Source organism: Halanaerocella petrolearia, assembly GCF_054657875.1.
In genome coordinates, this window is record NZ_BAAHXW010000001.1 from 475814 (window position 1) to 494275 (window position 18462).

14 protein-coding genes are annotated in these 18462 nt (G+C 33.0%); 2 read left to right on the top strand and 12 right to left on the bottom strand.

Annotation, left to right across the window (positions count from 1 at the left end; genetic code table 11):
* The first annotated feature begins 36 nt into the window (after nt 1-36).
* The gene (gene murB / locus ACYQ39_RS02490) at nt 37-954 is read left to right on the top strand and encodes a UDP-N-acetylmuramate dehydrogenase (protein WP_459840297.1); all 918 of its coding nucleotides are present in this window, start codon (nt 37-39) and stop codon (nt 952-954) included.
* A gap of 30 nt (nt 955-984) precedes the next feature.
* Here the strand turns inward: murB and ACYQ39_RS02495 are convergent, their stop codons facing one another.
* From ACYQ39_RS02495 to trkA, 6 genes are all read right to left on the bottom strand, one after another.
* Nucleotides 985-1650 carry a glycosyltransferase family 2 protein gene (locus ACYQ39_RS02495; RefSeq protein ID WP_459840298.1) on the bottom strand — a complete coding sequence of 222 codons (666 nt, stop codon included), beginning with the start codon at nt 1648-1650 and terminating at the stop codon, nt 985-987.
* Nucleotides 1651-1711: 61 nt separating this feature from the next.
* Nucleotides 1712-2857, bottom strand: coding sequence for a S1C family serine protease (locus tag ACYQ39_RS02500; protein ID WP_459840299.1), 1146 nt, complete (start codon nt 2855-2857; stop codon nt 1712-1714).
* Between the two features lie 154 nt (nt 2858-3011).
* Nucleotides 3012-4451 (bottom strand): sensor histidine kinase, encoded by a 1440-nt coding sequence (locus ACYQ39_RS02505; RefSeq protein WP_459840300.1) that lies wholly within the window; start codon nt 4449-4451, stop codon nt 3012-3014.
* Complete coding sequence (locus ACYQ39_RS02510; RefSeq protein WP_459840301.1) at nt 4429-5118, bottom strand: response regulator transcription factor; 690 nt, start codon at nt 5116-5118, stop codon at nt 4429-4431. The genes ACYQ39_RS02505 and ACYQ39_RS02510 overlap by 23 nt, the downstream gene beginning before the upstream one ends.
* Nucleotides 5119-5170: 52 nt before the next feature.
* The gene (locus ACYQ39_RS02515) at nt 5171-6610 is read right to left on the bottom strand and encodes a TrkH family potassium uptake protein (RefSeq protein ID WP_459840302.1); all 1440 of its coding nucleotides are present in this window, start codon (nt 6608-6610) and stop codon (nt 5171-5173) included.
* 37 nt (nt 6611-6647) lie between these two features.
* Nucleotides 6648-8009 carry a Trk system potassium transporter TrkA gene (gene trkA, locus ACYQ39_RS02520; RefSeq protein ID WP_459840303.1) on the bottom strand — a complete coding sequence of 454 codons (1362 nt, stop codon included), beginning with the start codon at nt 8007-8009 and terminating at the stop codon, nt 6648-6650.
* Nucleotides 8010-8696: 687 nt separating this feature from the next.
* On the opposite strand from trkA, the gene ACYQ39_RS02525 reads away from it, so the two are divergent.
* On the top strand, nt 8697-9578 hold the full coding sequence (locus ACYQ39_RS02525) for an SPFH domain-containing protein (RefSeq protein WP_459840304.1): 882 nt from the start codon (nt 8697-8699) through the stop codon (nt 9576-9578).
* Between the two features lie 220 nt (nt 9579-9798).
* On the opposite strand, the gene ACYQ39_RS02530 is transcribed toward ACYQ39_RS02525, so the two are convergent.
* The 6 genes from ACYQ39_RS02530 to ACYQ39_RS02555 form a co-directional block, all read right to left on the bottom strand.
* Entirely contained in the window at nt 9799-10800 is a 1002-nt protein-coding gene (locus ACYQ39_RS02530; RefSeq protein ID WP_459840305.1) for a LacI family DNA-binding transcriptional regulator, read from the bottom strand.
* A gap of 75 nt (nt 10801-10875) precedes the next feature.
* Nucleotides 10876-11517, bottom strand: a complete 642-nt coding sequence (gene pgmB / locus ACYQ39_RS02535; RefSeq protein WP_459840306.1) for a beta-phosphoglucomutase — start codon at nt 11515-11517, stop codon at nt 10876-10878.
* A gap of 13 nt (nt 11518-11530) precedes the next feature.
* Nucleotides 11531-13609 carry an amylo-alpha-1,6-glucosidase gene (locus ACYQ39_RS02540; RefSeq protein WP_459840307.1) on the bottom strand — a complete coding sequence of 693 codons (2079 nt, stop codon included), beginning with the start codon at nt 13607-13609 and terminating at the stop codon, nt 11531-11533.
* Nucleotides 13610-13992: 383 nt separating this feature from the next.
* Nucleotides 13993-14754 carry an SDR family NAD(P)-dependent oxidoreductase gene (locus ACYQ39_RS02545; RefSeq protein WP_459840308.1) on the bottom strand — a complete coding sequence of 254 codons (762 nt, stop codon included), beginning with the start codon at nt 14752-14754 and terminating at the stop codon, nt 13993-13995.
* 24 nt (nt 14755-14778) lie between these two features.
* A complete protein-coding gene (locus ACYQ39_RS02550; protein WP_459840309.1) occupies nt 14779-17109 on the bottom strand; it encodes a glycoside hydrolase family 65 protein in 2331 nt (776 codons plus the stop codon).
* Between the two features lie 82 nt (nt 17110-17191).
* Nucleotides 17192-18439, bottom strand: coding sequence for an ABC transporter substrate-binding protein (locus ACYQ39_RS02555; protein WP_459840310.1), 1248 nt, complete (start codon nt 18437-18439; stop codon nt 17192-17194).
* Nucleotides 18440-18462 lie beyond the last annotated feature (23 nt).

An 18462-nucleotide genomic window follows, 5' to 3' on the forward strand; every position in this document is an offset into this window, starting at 1 on the left:
GATAAACTATAAGTAACTTATAAGGAGGCAATAATAATGAAGATTAATACTACAATAAAGTCTGATTTACGAAAAATAGATGATCTAGAAGTTAAATTCAATCATTTTTTAAAAGAACACACCACTTTTAAAGTAGGAGGGCCAACTGATATTTTTGCTGTACCATACACTATAACAGCATTACAAAAATTACTGAAAAATACTTATAAACAAGAGCTAGATATCTTTATCTTAGGTGCAGGAAGCAATATTATTGTTAGTGACCAAGGCTTTTCTGGGTTAGTTATCTCTACAACTAAATTAAACAAAATAGAAGTAGCGGAAACTAAACTAATTGCTCAAACAGGGATTGCTCTAACAGATCTAGCTGATAAAGCACTAGAAACCAACTTAACTGGATTAGAATTTGCTAGTGGCATTCCTGGTAGTTTAGGAGGAGCTCTTTATATGAATGCTGGAGCTTATGGAGGAGAAATTAAAGATGTAGTCACAAAAGTTACTTGTTTGAATTATGCTGGGCAAAAGATAATATTGAATAAAGATGAACTACAACTAGGTTATCGTCAAAGTATTTTTCAAGAAGAAGACTTAATTTCTATTGAAGCAGAAATTCAATTAAATAAAGGCAACAAATTTGAAATTAAAGATAAAATAGATGATTTAACTACTAAACGATGGGCCAAACAACCTATGGAAATGCCTAGTGCTGGTAGTATCTTCAAACGACCAGTCAATCATTATGCAGGGGCTTTAATTGAAGAAGCTGGTTTGAAAGGTACTAGAGTTGGTGATGCTCAAGTATCTACTAAACATGCTGGATTTATTGTTAATTTAGGATCTGCTACAGCCCAAGAGATTAAAGAATTAATTGAACAAGTCCAACAGAAGGTCTATCAACAGAGTGGGGTTAAACTAGAGACTGAACCTAAATTTATTGGACAGTTTGATAAATAAAAAAAGGGCCAATGGAAGTTGGCCCTTTTTTTATTCCATAACTGCATTAATACTATCATAACTTAGATCATTTTTACGAAAATAACTAAATACCTGCCAATACATCTTCAAACGAGCAAAGAAACCTTTAACTAATCCAATTTTCTCTTCTTTAGTCTTATGAGTCAAACCATTTAAAGTAACCTTTTTAACTCTTAACTTGTTCTGAACAGCTTGTTTAGTTAAAGAAAGTTCTGCTCCATACTTTGATTCAGTCAAATCAGTACAGGATTCAATTACTTCCCTTTTTACTGCCCTTTGTCCTGTCAACCAAGGAGTAATCTTATGATGCATATCAGTGCTATCTCTTCCAGATTGGAAGACACCACAACTCATATCAATATAATCTTCTATAATTGGTTTAACTAACCTTTCAATATGTTTAACCTTCAGATTTATTAAATCAGCATCAAAAAATACTATTACTTCTGAATCTGTATTTTCCACTCCATTATACATTGCAGCACCTTTACCTTGGTTAACAGGTAAAGCTATAGTCTGTACACAACATTCTAAAGCGACCTGCACTGTATTATCAGTAGAGCCATCACTAACTACTACTATCTCAGAAAAAATATCTGAAGCTTGAGCTACTTCTATCACATTTTTAATTCTTTCCTCTTCATTATATGCTGGAATAACTAAAGCAATATCCACTTTTAACCCTCCTAATTACATAGTCATTCCTCTGCTAATAGCAGAGGAATGAAATTTATAGTTACTTACGAGACTTAGTTTTAGTTGGCATCTCTTTAAGAGTTATAGAAACTGGATTTAACTCTCCATTACTATCCATAACTAACAGCTTTAATCTGCTATTAATTCCTTTATTTTTAATAATTTTCTTTAAATCCTGCATATCTTTTATCTTTTTATGATCAGCTTCAATGATAATATCACCGCGAGATAGATCGGCTTGACTTGCCGGACTATCCATAATTGTTTCTAAAATTAATACACCATTAGAAACTGGTAAGTTATAATAATTCTTTAGTTTCTTAGTTATCTTAGTACCATAAATTCCTAACCAAGGTCGTTTTACCCTACCATATTTAATTAAATCATTAACTATCTTCTTAGCCTTATTAATAGGAATAGAAAAACCAATTCCTTGTGCATCACCAATGATAGCTGTATTGATACCAATTACTTCTCCTTGACTATTTAATAACGGGCCTCCACTATTACCTGGATTAATAGAAGCATCAGTCTGAATTAATCCTTCTAAAATATGTCCTGAAGAACCAGCTCTAATCTTTCTATCTAAAGCACTGAGTACTCCTGTCGTTACTGTATTTCTAAATTTAACATCATAAGGACTACCAATAGCAATTGCTAATTGTCCCACCTCTAATTTATCAGAGTTACCTAATGGTGCTACTGGTAAGCTATCAGGTTTAACCTTGATTACTGCTAAATCATTTCGTGGATCATTACCTACTAGTTGACCTTCAAACTCTCTTCCATCTGACAAAAGAACTTTAATCTTCTCTGCACCTTCCACTACATGATTATTTGTTAGAATATAACCTTCTTTATCAAAAATAATTCCTGACCCAAGCCCTTTAGCTTTTCGAGGAACTGGATTCAAGAACATATCTCGACTAACTTGAACTTTTTCAGTTACAATACTAACTACTGCCGGGCCAACTTCACTAACTACTTTCTTTACTGCTTCTTCTTGAGGAATTACTATCTTTTTTGCCTGTTGCTTAGTATTTTTCTGCTGTTGTGTCTTAACTGTAGCCTGATCATTTCCCCAAAAGGCCTGTACAGAAGAATTAGCAAAGAGAATACTACCTAATAAAATCCCTACTAGCAATAAAGAACTATAAGCCACAAAATCACTTCTGATCTTCTTCATTAATTACCCCTCCTTGCTAAATTTTAAATTCACACTTGTTATTTTATCCCACCTAAATTAATTAATTCATAAAAATAAAATAATTCCTGCTATCAACTACATTAACTATTATAACTTTAATTTTTTACGAAAGTATGACGAATTGAATATTAATTTATTTTTTTACTCTAGAAAGAGTAAACACAAAAGTAGAACCAACCCCCTCTTTACTCTCTACCCAGATTTGACCATTATGCTTATCAATAATTTCTTTAACAATTGATAACCCTAATCCAGTTCCTCCACTAGTTGTAGTTCTAGCCTTATCTACTTTATGAAATCTATTCCATATCTCATCTGATTCAGCTTCAGGAATCCCAGGACCATTATCTTCTATAAAAACCTGTACTTGATCTTCATCTTCTTGTGAATAGATTCTAATTTCTCCTCCTGAAGGAGTAAAACTAACTGCATTACCAATTAAATTAACTAATACCTGTTCAATTCGATCCTGATCAGCCATAACCAATGGAGGTTGATCTAACTCAAGGTCAATATTCAACTCTTTCTCTTTTAAATTAGGTTCAAAATTTTTAACTACCCCTGAGATTATTGATTCTAAATCTAGTGGTTTCTGTTCCATCTTAATCTGTCCTAACTCAATCCGAGACAGATCTAATAAATCATTAACTAATCTAATCAGCCGTTTAACCTCATTAAAAATAATTAAGTAATATTCTTGTTGATCTTCTTTGGATTCATAAACTCCATCTCGTAAAGCCTTAACAAAACCTTGAATAGAAGTCAATGGAGTACGTAACTCATGAGAAACATCTGCTACAAATCTTCGCTGCAACTGTTCTTTTTCCTGTAAAGAAGCAATGGTATCTTCTAGTTTATCAGCTAAATAATTAAAAGAGGAAGCTAATTGGCCTATCTCATCATCAGTATTGATTTCAACTCGTTCAGAAAAATTACCATGGGCCATACTAACAGCAATCTCCTTCATTCTCTTTAAAGGCCGGGAAAATCTTTTAGAGAGAGTATAACTAATAATAAAAGCTAATATAATTGCTATCAAAGCTGCATAAAGTAATAACCAGGCTAAATCACTTAAAGTAGCTAATAAACCAGCTAAAGGGGAATAAACAAAGACTGCCCCAATTACCTTGTTTTGAAAAATAATTGGTACAGCAGTAAATAACATAGGTTCTTCAAAATAACGTGAGAAACTACGTTTACTAATAATCTTCCCTCTAAAAACATGCTTTATCTCTTCATTATTCAAACGCAAACTCTGAAATTTCTGCCCTTGAGTTGTAGCTAGTACTAATCCCTTCGAGTTTACTACCCAGACCTCCCCCTCAAAGAAACGACGTGAATCTTTTAAAAAAGATACAGTCTGCTGATAATTTCCTTTATAAAGGGAGCTTTGTACTAAATTAGCTATCTTCTTACCTTGTTGAATAAATTTTTGTTCTTTATTATCATAATAATAATCCTGAAAAAGATAAGCAAGAGCTATACCTAATATAAAAAGTGTAACTAATATAATAACTACAAATCTAACTAATAATTTACTGGAAATAGTATTAAGTCTGCTTTTTAACTGCAAATTTATACCCCACTCCCCAAATAGTATGGAAGTACTTATAATCTTTAACTTGATTATCTATTTTATTACGTAAACGTTTAATATGACTATCTACAGTTCTAATATCACCTACAAAATCAAACCCCCAAACTTGATCTAATAACTGCTCTCTACTAAAGACTTGTTCCTCATTACTAACTAAAAAATAAAGTAAATCATACTCTTTAGGGGCCAACTCTAATAACTGACCTTTTAATTTAGCCTTACGCTTTTGATGATCTACTTTTAGATTAGGAAAGGTAAGAATCTCCTCTTCTTGACTAATTTTGGTTCGCCTAAGAATAACCTTTACTCGAGCTACTAACTCATCTGGATCAAAGGGTTTAGTCACATAATCATCTGCTCCAATTTCTAACCCTTTTAATTTATCTTCCTTCTCTCCTTTAGCAGTCAACATTAAAATCGGAATATTAGAATCTTTTCGTATCTCCTGGCATACCTGCCAGCCATCAACTTCTGGTAACATAATATCTAGAACTACTAACTGAGGATTAGTTTCATGATATTTTTCCAGTGCTTCTTGACCATCAGTAGCTGTTACTACTTGATAATCCTCTTTTTTAAGATAAATATTGATTAATTTACATATATGCTGATCGTCATCTACTACTAAAATCTTAGCTGCCATTATTATTTCCTCCCTTTATTATTATATCAACTAAAACTAAATTAGCAACAAACTATTTCCTCCAAAATCCAGATAATAGAAAAACTAGTACTGTATATATCTCTAATCTTCCTAAGATCATACAGAAACTAAGTAGTAATTTACCTGTCACCGGTAAAGGTACATAGGTATTTAAAGGGCCAATCAACCCTAATCCAGGACCTATATTACCTAAGGTAGCTGCTACAGCAGAAATAGAACTGATTAAATCAATCCCAAAAGAAGTAAGAGTAATAGTAGAAATCACAAAAACGATAATATACAGAAAGAAAAATCCTAAAATACTAGTCGATACCTCTTCAGAAATGGCTCGATTACCTATCTTAAGTGATGTAACAGCACGAGGATGTATTAATTTATGTAACTCATGAAAGCCTTTCTTCATCAAAGCATAGATTCTAATCACTTTAATTCCACCAGCAGTAGAACCAGCACAACCACCAATAAACATCAAAATCAATAAAATTCCTCTGGAAAAAGGAGGCCAGATATCATAATCAACAGTAGCAAAACCAGCTGTGCTAATAATAGATGTTACCTGAAAAGCTGCATATCTTAGTGCTTCACTAAACTGATTATAGACTTGAAAACGTAAATTAATAGCAATTAGAACAATAGATGTAACCACTATTAAAGCATAAAACTTAAATTCTTTATCCTTTAATAAAGATTTAAAATTTCCTTTTAACAATTGATAATGTAAAGTTAGGTTAATGCCGGCCAAAAACATAAATAAGGACATAATCCCATCAATTATTACATTATCATAAGCTCTAACACTTAAAGTTCGCGAAGAAAAACCTCCAGTAGAAATTGTACCAAAAGAGTGAATAACAGCATCAAATAAAGGAATATCATTAAAATAAAGAATCACCATCTGTAAACAGGTTAAAACTATATAAACAACCCAGATCGTCTTAGCAGTCTCTCTAATTCTAGGTTTTAATCGTTCATGAACTGGCCCTGGTACTTCAGCCTTGAATAACTGCATTGATCCAGCCAATTCAGGTAAAATAACAATTGACATTACTATAATACCCATTCCACCTAACCAATGCATTAGACTACGCCAGAATAGGATAGTATGAGATAAACTCTCTAAGGACATAATAACAGTAGCTCCAGTAGTGGTAAAACCACTGACACTTTCAAAAAAGGCATCAACAAAATTATCAAAAGTACCAGCCAACAGCAAAGGTAACGCTCCAATAGCAGAGATAGTAAACCAACCTAAAGTTACTATAGCAAAACCTTCTCTATGTCTAATACCTTGTTGGTTAATAGCAAGCCTTCTTAAGATCTGTCCACAACTAATAGTAAATCCCATAGCAACAATAAAAGCTACTCCATCCACTTCTTGATAATATAAAGAGACTAAAATAGGTAATAACATACTAGCTCCTACAAAGACTAATAGAGTCCCTAACATACTAAATACTACTTTTAATCGCATATCACTTCCTCCTACCAGATATAATTTATAATTACTTTTAACTAAAGTATCTTTCTATATCATATTTAGTCAGCAGAGAAAAGAGAAGAACCTTATCTCCTCGCTCTAATTTAGTACTTCCATCAGGAATCAAGACTTTATTATTCCTATAGACTAAACCAACTAATAGATCATTAGGTAGACTTAAATCTTTAATTTTGCTTCTAACTCTATTTTTAATCTTTATAAATTTAACTTGACCAGCAAATACAGTATTATCGTCAACTTGTCCTTGATGCAAATAATCTAAAATTGTATCAATTGCTAATAAAGAAGGGCTGATAATTTGGTCTAAACTTAATGTATCAACTAAGTAACTATAACTTATATCTGATACAACAGCAATTGACGATTTAACCCCTAATCTTTTGGCTAAATTAGCTAGTAATATATTGGCATCATCATTACCAGTACCAGCTATAAAAACATCTGCTTTAGCTACTCCTTCTTCTTTTAATAAATCCAAGTTTGTCCCCTGTCCATGTAAAACTAAAACATTTGTTAGTTCTTCAGCTAATCTTTCACATTTCTCTTTATCTGATTCAATTAAAGTAACTATTGAACTACGAGCACATAGTTTAGCTAACTGGTAATTTATCTCTCCTCCACCTACTAATACTATCTTATTTTTAGTAGCAGTACTATAACTAATTAGTTGTCCTAACTTGCCTTTAAAGCTCTGTTTAGAGATAATAAATAAAATATCACCAGGGTATAATTTATCACTTCCATGAGGAATTAAAGCCCTTCCTTGGCGTAATACAGTCAATATCAGTGAATCATCTGGTAAATCGAGTTCAGCAACTGTCTGATAGGCAAAGTCTCCTTGATGAGAAACACGAAATTTAGATACCTGTACCTTGTTTCCTAACAATTTATTCAGTTCTGAACCAACGCCTGGTTTAATTAAATCTCTAATTCTATTTACTGTCATAGTAAAGGGATTTAAGACTAAACTTAATTTTAAATTCTTTAGTTGTAGCTCTGGAGCATATAACTTCTCATCTCTAAGTTGAACAATTACCTCTTCTACCCCTAAGTTCCGACCATATATACCAGCTAATAAATTATATTGATCATCTTCTGTAATGGCAATTAATAAATCAGTCTCTTTAATTCCTGCTTTTCTTAAAACTTCTAAATCCGTACCTTGTCCTTGTAATACTAAAACATCAACTCGCTCCTGAATCTGCTTAATTCTAGATCCTTCCTTCTCAATAATTACTACATCCTGACCTAATTGAATCAAATGTTCGGCTAATTGAATACTAATTTCATTCCCACCAACAATAATAGTCTGACTTACAGAATTACTGAAATTCCCTGTAACTCGCTTAAACTTATTAATCATATTCTTCATAATACATATCCTCTCCTAACTACAACCCAACCTCTATCCTTAAGTTATCTATTATCAATTTATGCAAACTAGGAAAAGAAAATAACCAAAAGAAAAAAGTGAGGTGAATTAGTAATTAGAAGAATATCTTACAGATTATAAACCCTTAGCAAACTACTTACATCGCTTAAATCATATAATTAAGAAGGAAGATGATTATTTATATTGAAAATAATAATTACAGATCATAATTATTCCATTTTTAAACTAATTACAGAAAGGAGAGAATTATTGGAATTGTTAAGACGAAGTACTATTATATTGGTCTGGCTATTTTATTTTTCTCAAAAAAGCATAATCGATGTCTTAATTAGAAACAAATTTGCTTTACAACAAATGCAACCCAGTAATACTGGATATGTCAAGTACCAATTAGTAAGAAGACTAAGTAATTACTTATGGCTAATCCCATTACTATTAACCATCATTCTTTTATTACCTGACTTTAAAAAATTAACTAAAAAACATTAAGAAAGGTGATTTATTTATGCTGCAAGAAAAAAATTAACATCCTATTTAGCTCCTATTATAGGATTAGCTGGATTTGCACTCATTGGCAGTTTTATATTCTTTTCTTTATTTATAAAACCTTATCCAGAACCAATTATAAAAACTATTAAACCACACCAAACTGCTTTTTTAATTCCTATGGTAGGAAATAATAAAAAAACTCAAAAAGAATTTATGTCTGAAGAGTATTTAAAAGAAAAAAAGGTGCCTACTAAACAAATAGAAGTCCCGCAAAGATGGCTCCAAACAGGAAGGTTTGAAAACCAAGGTCAATGGATTCCATCAGCAAAATTAATTTTAGTAGATAGGTCTCCAGTAACTAGAAAATGGACTCAAAACCCTTCAACTGGAACTTCAAGTAAGAATGAAGGGATTATAGCTGAAAGTTCTGAAAGTATTAGTTTTATGGTAGGTATTAATGCTTCAGCCCAAATTGATGAGAAAAATGCTGCTAAGTTTTTATACAGATATAATAATAAACCATTAAGTGAAATTATGGATACAGAAATTAGGGCTATGGTAGAATCAGTATTTATTTCTACAGCTGGGAAAATGAAAATGTCTAAAATAATTAAAAATAAAGCCCAAATTATTGAAACAGTTCGTAATGAAGTTATTTCTTATTTTAAAAAGCGAGGAATTACAATTACCGTTTTAGGGTTAAAAGGAGATATAGAATACTTAGATTCACAAATCCAAGAAACTATTAATAAGAAATTTAAGGAACAAAGAAAATTAGAGGCACAAAAGATTGCTAATCAAAGAAAAATTGAACAAACTAGAGCAGAAGCAGAAGCTAAATTAGAAGCACAGCGACTCTTAAATAAAAAAGAAATTGAAAAGGCCAAAGCTAAAGCTAAAGCTGCCAGATTAATGGAAGAAAGTTTACAATTTCAAATTAGAATGAGAGAACTAGAAAATCAAAAAATATTTAATGAAAATTGGGATGGAAAATTACCTCAATACATGATGGGCGAAAGTGCTAATCTATTAATGAATTTAAATAATAAAAATAATTAATAATTTGTTCTCTGCTTTGAACAATAGAATCAAACATAAGATCAATTTCTATTAAATACTACCTTCCCCTCAACAGTAGTATTTGGAGGAGTATTATCATTTTAAATTAACTTCTTAATAAACTTTAAAGCTTATAAATTCTGTAAACTATTTTTAATAACTCTAATTATTCAATACTCCTCCTAATATCTTCATTTCTGTATTAATCATAAAAATTACATTACACAGAGTTACGCAGTAGTAATTCCACAGGTAGAACCTTGTGGCTTTTCCTAATTTCCTTATCTCTTATCAATTTAATCAACATTTCAACTATCTCTCGACCTAATTGATATACAGGTTGGCGAATAGTGCTTAATTGTGGTTCAATATAAGTACCTAAATCAATACCATCAAAACCCATTACAGCACACTCGTCTGGTACTTTAATGTCTGATTCTTTTAAAGCTTGAATTGCTCCCATAGCCATTGGATCATTAATAGCAAACACTGCTGAAAAATAAACATCTTTAGATAATAACTTTTTCATTGCTGAATAACCACTATCTCTAGTATAATTACCCTCTTCTACTAGACGAGATTTAAAAGTAATATCATTATCAGATAATGCCTGTTTATATCCTTCTAACCTAGTATGACTAGCTACAAAATCTGCCCCACCAGAAATACAAGCTATCTCTTTATACCCTTGTTCAATTAAATATTCAGTAGCTTGATAACTTCCTCCCACATTGTCTGCATCTACCCAACAGACATCTTGCTGGTCTAAGGTTCTACCTAAAAATACAGATGAAATCCCTTGTTCTTTTAAATAATCTACTCTAGAATCATCTACCTTAGGATCAGTTATAATCAGACCATCAATCTGCTTATTATCAATTACTTGCTGATAAAGTTTCTCTTCATCATCATCACTAACTGTTGGTAACGAGATACTATAATTATACTCAGCTGCTGTATTACCTACTCCATGTAAGAACTCTAGAAAGAAAGGATCAGTAATATTTCGTGGGGGACTAGGAACCATGACAGCAATTGTATGGGATAGGTTTCTAGCCAATCCTTGGGCTACAGTATGGGGTTTATAATTATATTTTTCAACTACTTTCATAACCTTTTTTCTAGTCTCTTCCCTAACATGTTTATCATTATTAATCACTCTAGAAACAGTTGCTTTAGATACATCTGCTTCTTGAGCAATCTCTTTCATTGTGATCTTCATTAAATCTCCTCCTAATCTATATATAATAATAAAAGGCACCTACTTAGGTACCTTCTACACTCCCATACTCTGATTTTATTTCAAAACCTCTGCTAAGTCAACATCAGCTGTATTATCATAACGATAATCTCCCTGTCCAACTCTATCTTGAGGGCCAACTCCCACTGCAACCATATTAGCTGCTAGAGCAGCAGCAATACCAGATTCAGCATCTTCAAGTACTACAGACTCTACGGGCTTAACATCTAACTTTTTAGCTGTATGCAGAAAAATGTCTGGAGCAGGTTTTGCATTCTCTACACTATAACCATCAGAAATAGTATCAAATTCATCTGTAATACCTAGTCCTTTAAGTACAGTCTTAGCATTTCTACTAGCTGAAGCTATTGCCACCTTTAAACCTCGTTCTTTAATCTCATCTAATAATTCTCTGGCTCCAGGTAATAGATCATCTTCTGACATATCAGTTAAATACTCCTGATAATAATTATTTTTCCGATCCATCATCTCTTGAAACTCTTCTTCAGTATAATTATCAATCTCATCTCCTAATAATAACTCTAAAGACCTACTACGAGAAACACCTCTTAAATCTTCATTATCTTCACGAGTAAAAGAGATCCCTTCCTCTTCAGCTAAGCGCTTCCACCCTTGAAAATGATACTCAGATGTTTCAGTAACAACACCATCTAAATCTAGAATAATTGCTTTAATCAATTTAATTCCTCCCTTATCTAACAACGACCTCTAAATCAGAATCAGATAATAGATTTACTTCTACTTCTTCACCCTTTTGAACTACCTCAAAGTCTAACTGATAATCACCTAAAGTTAAATCTTTAACCTCAATAGTATTCATATCACTAGGTAGAGTAGGATCTAAATATAGCTTATTATTAGGCAGATCAACTTCTAGACCTAAAACAGACTCTAATAATAAATAAGGTGTAGCAGCTGCCCAAGCCTGAGGAGAGCAAGCAATTGGATAATCAACTAACCCCTCACTTTTGTCGAAACCACAATATAACTCTGGTAATCTATAATAGTCAAATTCTTTACTAGCAGCTAAAAGCTGTTCTATTATCTTATTAGCAGCTTGAGAATAACCATAATTCTTCATTCCAGCTACAATAAGTGAATTATCATGAGGCCAAACCGAACCATTATGATAACTGATTGGATTGTAACCCTGATCTTTATCACTCATTGTTCTAATTCCCCAACCAGAAGCCATATCATCAGCTACTAACTTTTCTACTACTTGCTGGGCTTTATCATCAGCTATAATTCCTGACCAGAGACAATGTCCAATATCCGAAGTTAAAGAAACTAATTGATCCTTATTCTGATCTAAGGCTAAGGCATAAAACTCTCTATCATTTAACCAGAATTTTGACTCAAATTTATCCTTTAACTCTTGAGTTTCTTTCTCTAACTGTCTACTTAATTTAATTTCATCTAACTGCTCTAATATAGAAACTAAATCATTTTTAGCTCGATAAACATAACCTTGTACTTCTGAAACTGCCATTGGTGACTCGGCTATTGAGCCATCTTGCTGGCGCATAGAATCTTGAGAGTCTTTCCAGACCTGAACTTCATAACCTAATTCAGGACTAGCCTCATACTCTATAAAACCATCTCCATCTCTATCACCATACTCATCAATCCAGTCCAAGGCCTTTTTAATAGCAGGTAACAATTCTTTAACTAAAGATAAATCATTGGTCCAGCGATAATATTTAGCAACCAAAATCAAGAATAAAGGAGTAGCATCTGCTGTTCCATAATAAGGGCTATGAGGAGTTACTCCTACATTAGCCATCTCTCCAAAACGTAGTTCATGAAAGATCTTGCCTGGTTCTTCATCTCGACTAGGATCAACTTCTTGACCTTGATACTGGGCTAGAGTACGTAAAGTTGACTTAGCAATTTCAGAATTTAAGAGCATCATCTGTAGAGCAGTAATTAACCCATCACGTCCAAAAGGACAGACATACCAAGGAATACCTGCTACGGGAAAGTCTCCTTGTCCAAAATCAGCCATTAGAGTACGTAAATCTAAATTGCTTCTCTCTAATAGCTGATTAAATTCCTGATTATCTGTCTTAATCTCTGTTCCTTGTGCTTCCCAATTCTTATATGATTCTTTTAGTTCTTCTAAAGCTAAGTCATAATCTTTTACTTCTACTTTCTCTTCTTTAAGCTCAGGAATAATATATAGATAGACTTCTTTACTTTCTTTTGGGGATAGAGTTAATTTATACTTTATCTCTTGATTATTTATCTCTACAGGTTCAGGTTGGCAAGTTACTTTAGTTCTTCTTACAATATCATCTGAACCTTGATATGAAAATTTCAACCCAGTTTCTTGCTCTATCAACTCTACAGAATTATCATATTCCATGGCAGCAAAGTCTCTAATATCTAAAATATCTCTATAGTCTGCTGCAAATTTAAACTTTAATTCTAATTCAACTGGAAAGTTATTATAATTATTTAACTCAACCTTTTCATATAATAAGTCATTAATAAATCTATTACGCTTAATCCCAACTGTTTCTTTATCTACTAACTGGTTATTGGCTTCAAACTCTTGATTTGCTAGATGAATCTGATTAATATAATTATCTTCTTCTGCTGCTGATAAAAAGATAGGTTCTCTATCATTGATAGTCAATTCCAATCCACTTACAAAACGGGTATCAGCAGTATATAAGCCATAACCTTGGTCATTATCTAGAGCAATATTACCTAGTTGGTCACTAACTATAAAAATATCATCTTCTTTAACTGTTAAGTAATCCAAAAGCAGCACTCCTTATTTTTTATAAGTTTATAAGTTGTTGGAAAATAACCTGACTAACTAATGTTAATTATAAAAGTAAAGTGTAATTGATATAAAGTGGCACTTCGTACCATAGCTATCAGCTATGTGCTATGGGTCTTGAGCCAGTTCAAAATCAAAACCATAGACACGTCTTAGCTCCTTAAAACATAGGAGTTGTAAAACTTTGTTCCTTGAGATTTAAGTTTTTGAACCCCTATGAGTCCTGCGGACTCTCCGTGAAAATCTGCTGATGGCTGATAGCACATCCTTCAGGTTTAGAAATCAAGACCTTTCGTAATAGAACCCATTTGCTAACAGCTGTAGCACGAAAGTGACACATCACTCACACCCACACTATTCCTTTATACTCCAAAACTTTTACCACCATTGACTGTTAGTTCTTGACCATTTATATAACTCGATTCATCTGAGGCTAAGAAGAGAACAGCATTTGCTATATCTTCTGGTTGCCCCATTCGACCTAAAGGTACCTGCTCTTTATATCTTTCAATACTATCTTGGGATGTATCAGCATGCCTTTCTACTGGCGTAAATCCTGGTGAAACTAAATTGACTCTAATTCCCTCTGGCCCTAATTCATTGGCCCAAGAGCGAGTCATCCCTATCATAGCCGACTTAGCAGTAACATAATTAGAAAAATTAGTTTCACCAGACTGAACTACATCACTCCCAATATTAATAATCTGTCCTGCACCTTTTTCTTTCATCCCAGGCAATACAGCTTTGACTAACAATAAAGGAGCTTTAACAAAGAACTTAATCTGATCCATATACATCTCCCAAGTCATCTCTTCAAGCGAGGCCTGTGGCTGTGGCCCAGTAGCATTATTGACTAGAATATCTACTCTATCATCATATACTTCTTTCACTTTAGAGACTAATTTATCTATCTCATCCTGATCAGTAATATCAGCTCTAATTGCTGTAGCTTCTCCACCTTTATCTTTGATTAAATCAACAGTCTTTTGAGCATCATCTACACTATGAGCATAATTAACAACTACTTTAGCTCCTTCTTGAGCCAAAGCCTGGCAGATTCTGCGCCCTAACCCTCGTGAACCACCAGTAACTAATGCAATCTTACCATCTAATCTATCACCCATCTATATCACCTATAAGAATATATTTTAGTTCAGATTATAACTTGTTTCTTGGTCTTGAGCTAAGTTAACTACTTCATCTTGGTGACAAAACTCTAACTCTTCTCCACTTGCTAACTTATAAGTTACCTGACCTGGAGTAACTTCGACTTCTAAGCGTCGTCCTTTAAAGTTGACATTAAACTTATAACTATCCCATTTCTCTGGTAGATAAGGATTAAAGTTTAACTCTCCTTCATAGATTCTCATACCAGCAAAACCATTAACTACTCCCATCCAAGTTCCAGCCATAGCTGCTGTATGAACTCCATGTTGAGAGTTATCATGATAATTATCTAAGTCCATCCTTGCTGTCTCCATAAAGAAATTATAAGCCTTCTCATGATAGCCAACTTCTGCAGCCATAATACCATAGATACAACTTGATAAAGAAGAGTCATGAGTCGTAAGCGGTTCATAATAATCAAAATCTCTCTTCTTCTGTTCTAAATCAAATTTATCTCCTAATAAGAAAGAGGTTAGAACTGTATCAGCTTGCTTTAAAACTTGATATCTATAGATTACTAAAGGATGATAATTTAATAATAACGGATAATTCTCTTCTGGAGTAGCTTCAAAATCCCAGACTGCCTTATCTAAAAAGCTATCATCTTGAGCATGGATCTGTTTGTCTTCATCATAAGGAATATACATCTTATCTGCTGCTTCTTTCCAATCTGTAACTTCTGTTTCCTCTAACTCAATCTTATCTTGTAATTCTTGATAACTACTTGGATACTCTTCTTTCATCCACTCTGCTATATTAGAAGCATATTCTAAGTTCATCTGGGCCATATAGTTAGTATAACAATTATTATTAACAATAGCTGTATATTCATCGGGGCCTGTTACATCATTAATACAGAATTGACTGTCCTTACTTGAGATATAATCTCCTAAGTCAGCCCATAATCTAGCTGTCTCAAACAACATCTCTGCTCCCTTATCTAACATAAACTCTATATCATCTGTTGCTTCCATATATCTTTTTAATGAATAAATAACATCTGCATTAATATGATACTGGGCTGTACCAGCTGGATAGTAGGCAGAACATTCTTCACCAGCAATTGTTCGCCAAGGGAAGAGAGCTCCTTGTTCATGAGACATTATTCTTGCTCTCTGGCGAGCATCATCTAAAATATTATATCTATATTCTAATAGCTTTTTACTAATCTCTGGTTTAGTATATAAGAAGAAAGGGAAACTATAAATTTCTGTATCCCAGAAATAATGTCCTTCATAACCTTCTCCAGTAACTCCTTTAGCAGCTATATTAGTCTTACCATCTCGACCTACAGATTGAAGTAGATGATATTCATTAAATCTAATTCCTTGTTGTAAAGCTTTATCTCCTTTAATTTCAACCTGTGCCTGCTGCCAAAACTCTGCTAAGTATTCTTTTTGATCTATTAACAATTTATTAAATCCTTCTTCTTTAGCAGTCTTTAATGTATCTTTGGCATTAGATAGTAATCTATCTGCCGGATAGTCTCGAGAAGTATAATAAGTAATATATTTAGTCAAACTAATTGTTTCTTCCTCTTTAGCTTCTATTATGTAGTTGGCCCTTACCTTCTGTTCTGGCTGATCAGTCTCTAATTTGAAATTATTATCTGTCTGTAATTGATTCTCCATTCCACAGACTAATTCAAATTCAGTATTAGTAGTTTTTTGAGTTAACGCTGCAAAGGCTTCATTTTGCTCTTTATCTAGTGTATTTAAAACTTGACCTTGAAAGGCAGAACCTACACGAGGATCATCTTCAGCCTCTTGATTAGTAACTGCCCCATCTAAAGCAGATACTAAAGTAACTTCCCCAGAAAAGTTAAGTGGAGTTACTTCATAATTAATAGCAGCTAAGTGTTTATTAGTTAGAGAGACTATTCTTTTAATCTTAATCTCTACTTCTCTTCCTGCTGGCGACTGCCAGATTAATTCTCTAATTAAAACTCCTTCTTTCATATCTAAAGTTCGTTGATAATCTAATAACTCTCCTTCAAACATACTAAATTCTTCATCTTCAAGATATAGCTTTATAACCTTACTATCTGTTACATTTAACATTGTCTGGCTATTTTCTGCATACCCATAAGCTCCCTCAGGATAAATAATTGGTTCTGACTCATAAAAACCATTTAGATAAGTTCCTTGTAGTGAGGTGCCAGTTGGCCCGTCATATCCTTCTTCAAAGTTTCCTCGCATGCCTATGTATCCATTACCTAAAGCAAAGATAGTTTCATCACGATAATTAGTCTCTATATCAAATTCTTCTTCTTTAATCTTCCATTCATCATAAGGATAAATAGTTTCTTTCATTTTAATCCCCCTTATTTATTAATCTTATATAGTAGTTTAGAAGCCAGGTGTTTAAACACCTGGCTTACTATATTATTCCAAATTATTTAGCCTCTTCTTTAGCTTTTTGAATTACGTTATGATACTTATCTAAAGTTTCTTTAACTGGAGCACCGTTTAATACAATCTCTTTGAAGGCACTATTTAAAGCTCTATCTACAGTAGCCCAGTAAGAGACATTAGGTCGTGGTTCAGCATATTTCATAGCTTCCTTCACTGCTTCAAAGTAAGGTTTTTTCTCTTCTGATACTTGAGCATAAGCATCAGTTCTTGAAGAAGGCCATGCTAATTCACTTACTAATGTCTCTTGTACATCTTTAGACATTAGATACTTAATAAATTTAACAGCTAACTCTTTATTAGGAGCTCCTTTTGGAATACCTAATACATCTCCTCCTAATACATGTGATTCTTTCTTTGGCCCTTTCCAACCATGATATGCTTTAATCTCTTTCTTACCACCTTTTTCAACAACTACATTAACGGCAAATGGCCAGTTCTGTCCTAGATACATTGATTCAGTAGCTAAGAACTTATTAGTTGTATCCCAAGTTGCCCGTTTAAAGTCAGGAGATAGATAAGGTTTTAATTTATTTAGGAATTTAAAGGCTTTAACACTACCTGCATCATTTAGAACTAATGGGTCTCCGCCAGCTGCTCTAATATAGTCAAATAAATGAACAGTTGTATCAGAAGCCAACCCAGCCTTAATTCCTAATACTCGTCCAATACCTTCTTTTTCTTTTAGTGTCTTAGCAACATTCAATAATTCATCCCAAGTTTCTGGCGGTTGAATTCCATACTTGTTAAACTTCTTCTGATTATAAAAAGCAATCTCTACATTAGGTCTATATGGCATAAAGTATAACTTATCACCAAATTCTCCTACTGGGACTAAAGCGTCAATCACTTCTTTTGGAATTATATCTCTATATTCTGATAAATCCTCTACTAATCCCTTATCAACTAAAGGAGCTAATGTCATATTATCTTGAGCAATTACGTCAAGATTCATCTTACCAGCTGTCTTTAATGACTGTAACTTCTTAACTACATTACCAGCCTCAATCTGATAAGGCTCTACATTAACATTATGTTTCTTTTCAAAGGCAGGAAGAATATCTTCTTTAATTACTTTCCACTCTGACTCCCCTATAGACATTACAACATTTAATGTTTTCTTGTCATCTTTAGCTTGATCTTTTCCGCCTCCTGCACAACCTACTACCAGTGTTCCTAACAAGAGTGTTACTAATAGTACTGGGAAAACCTTCTTTAGATTATTCAACATTTGACAACCTCCTTAAATTTATA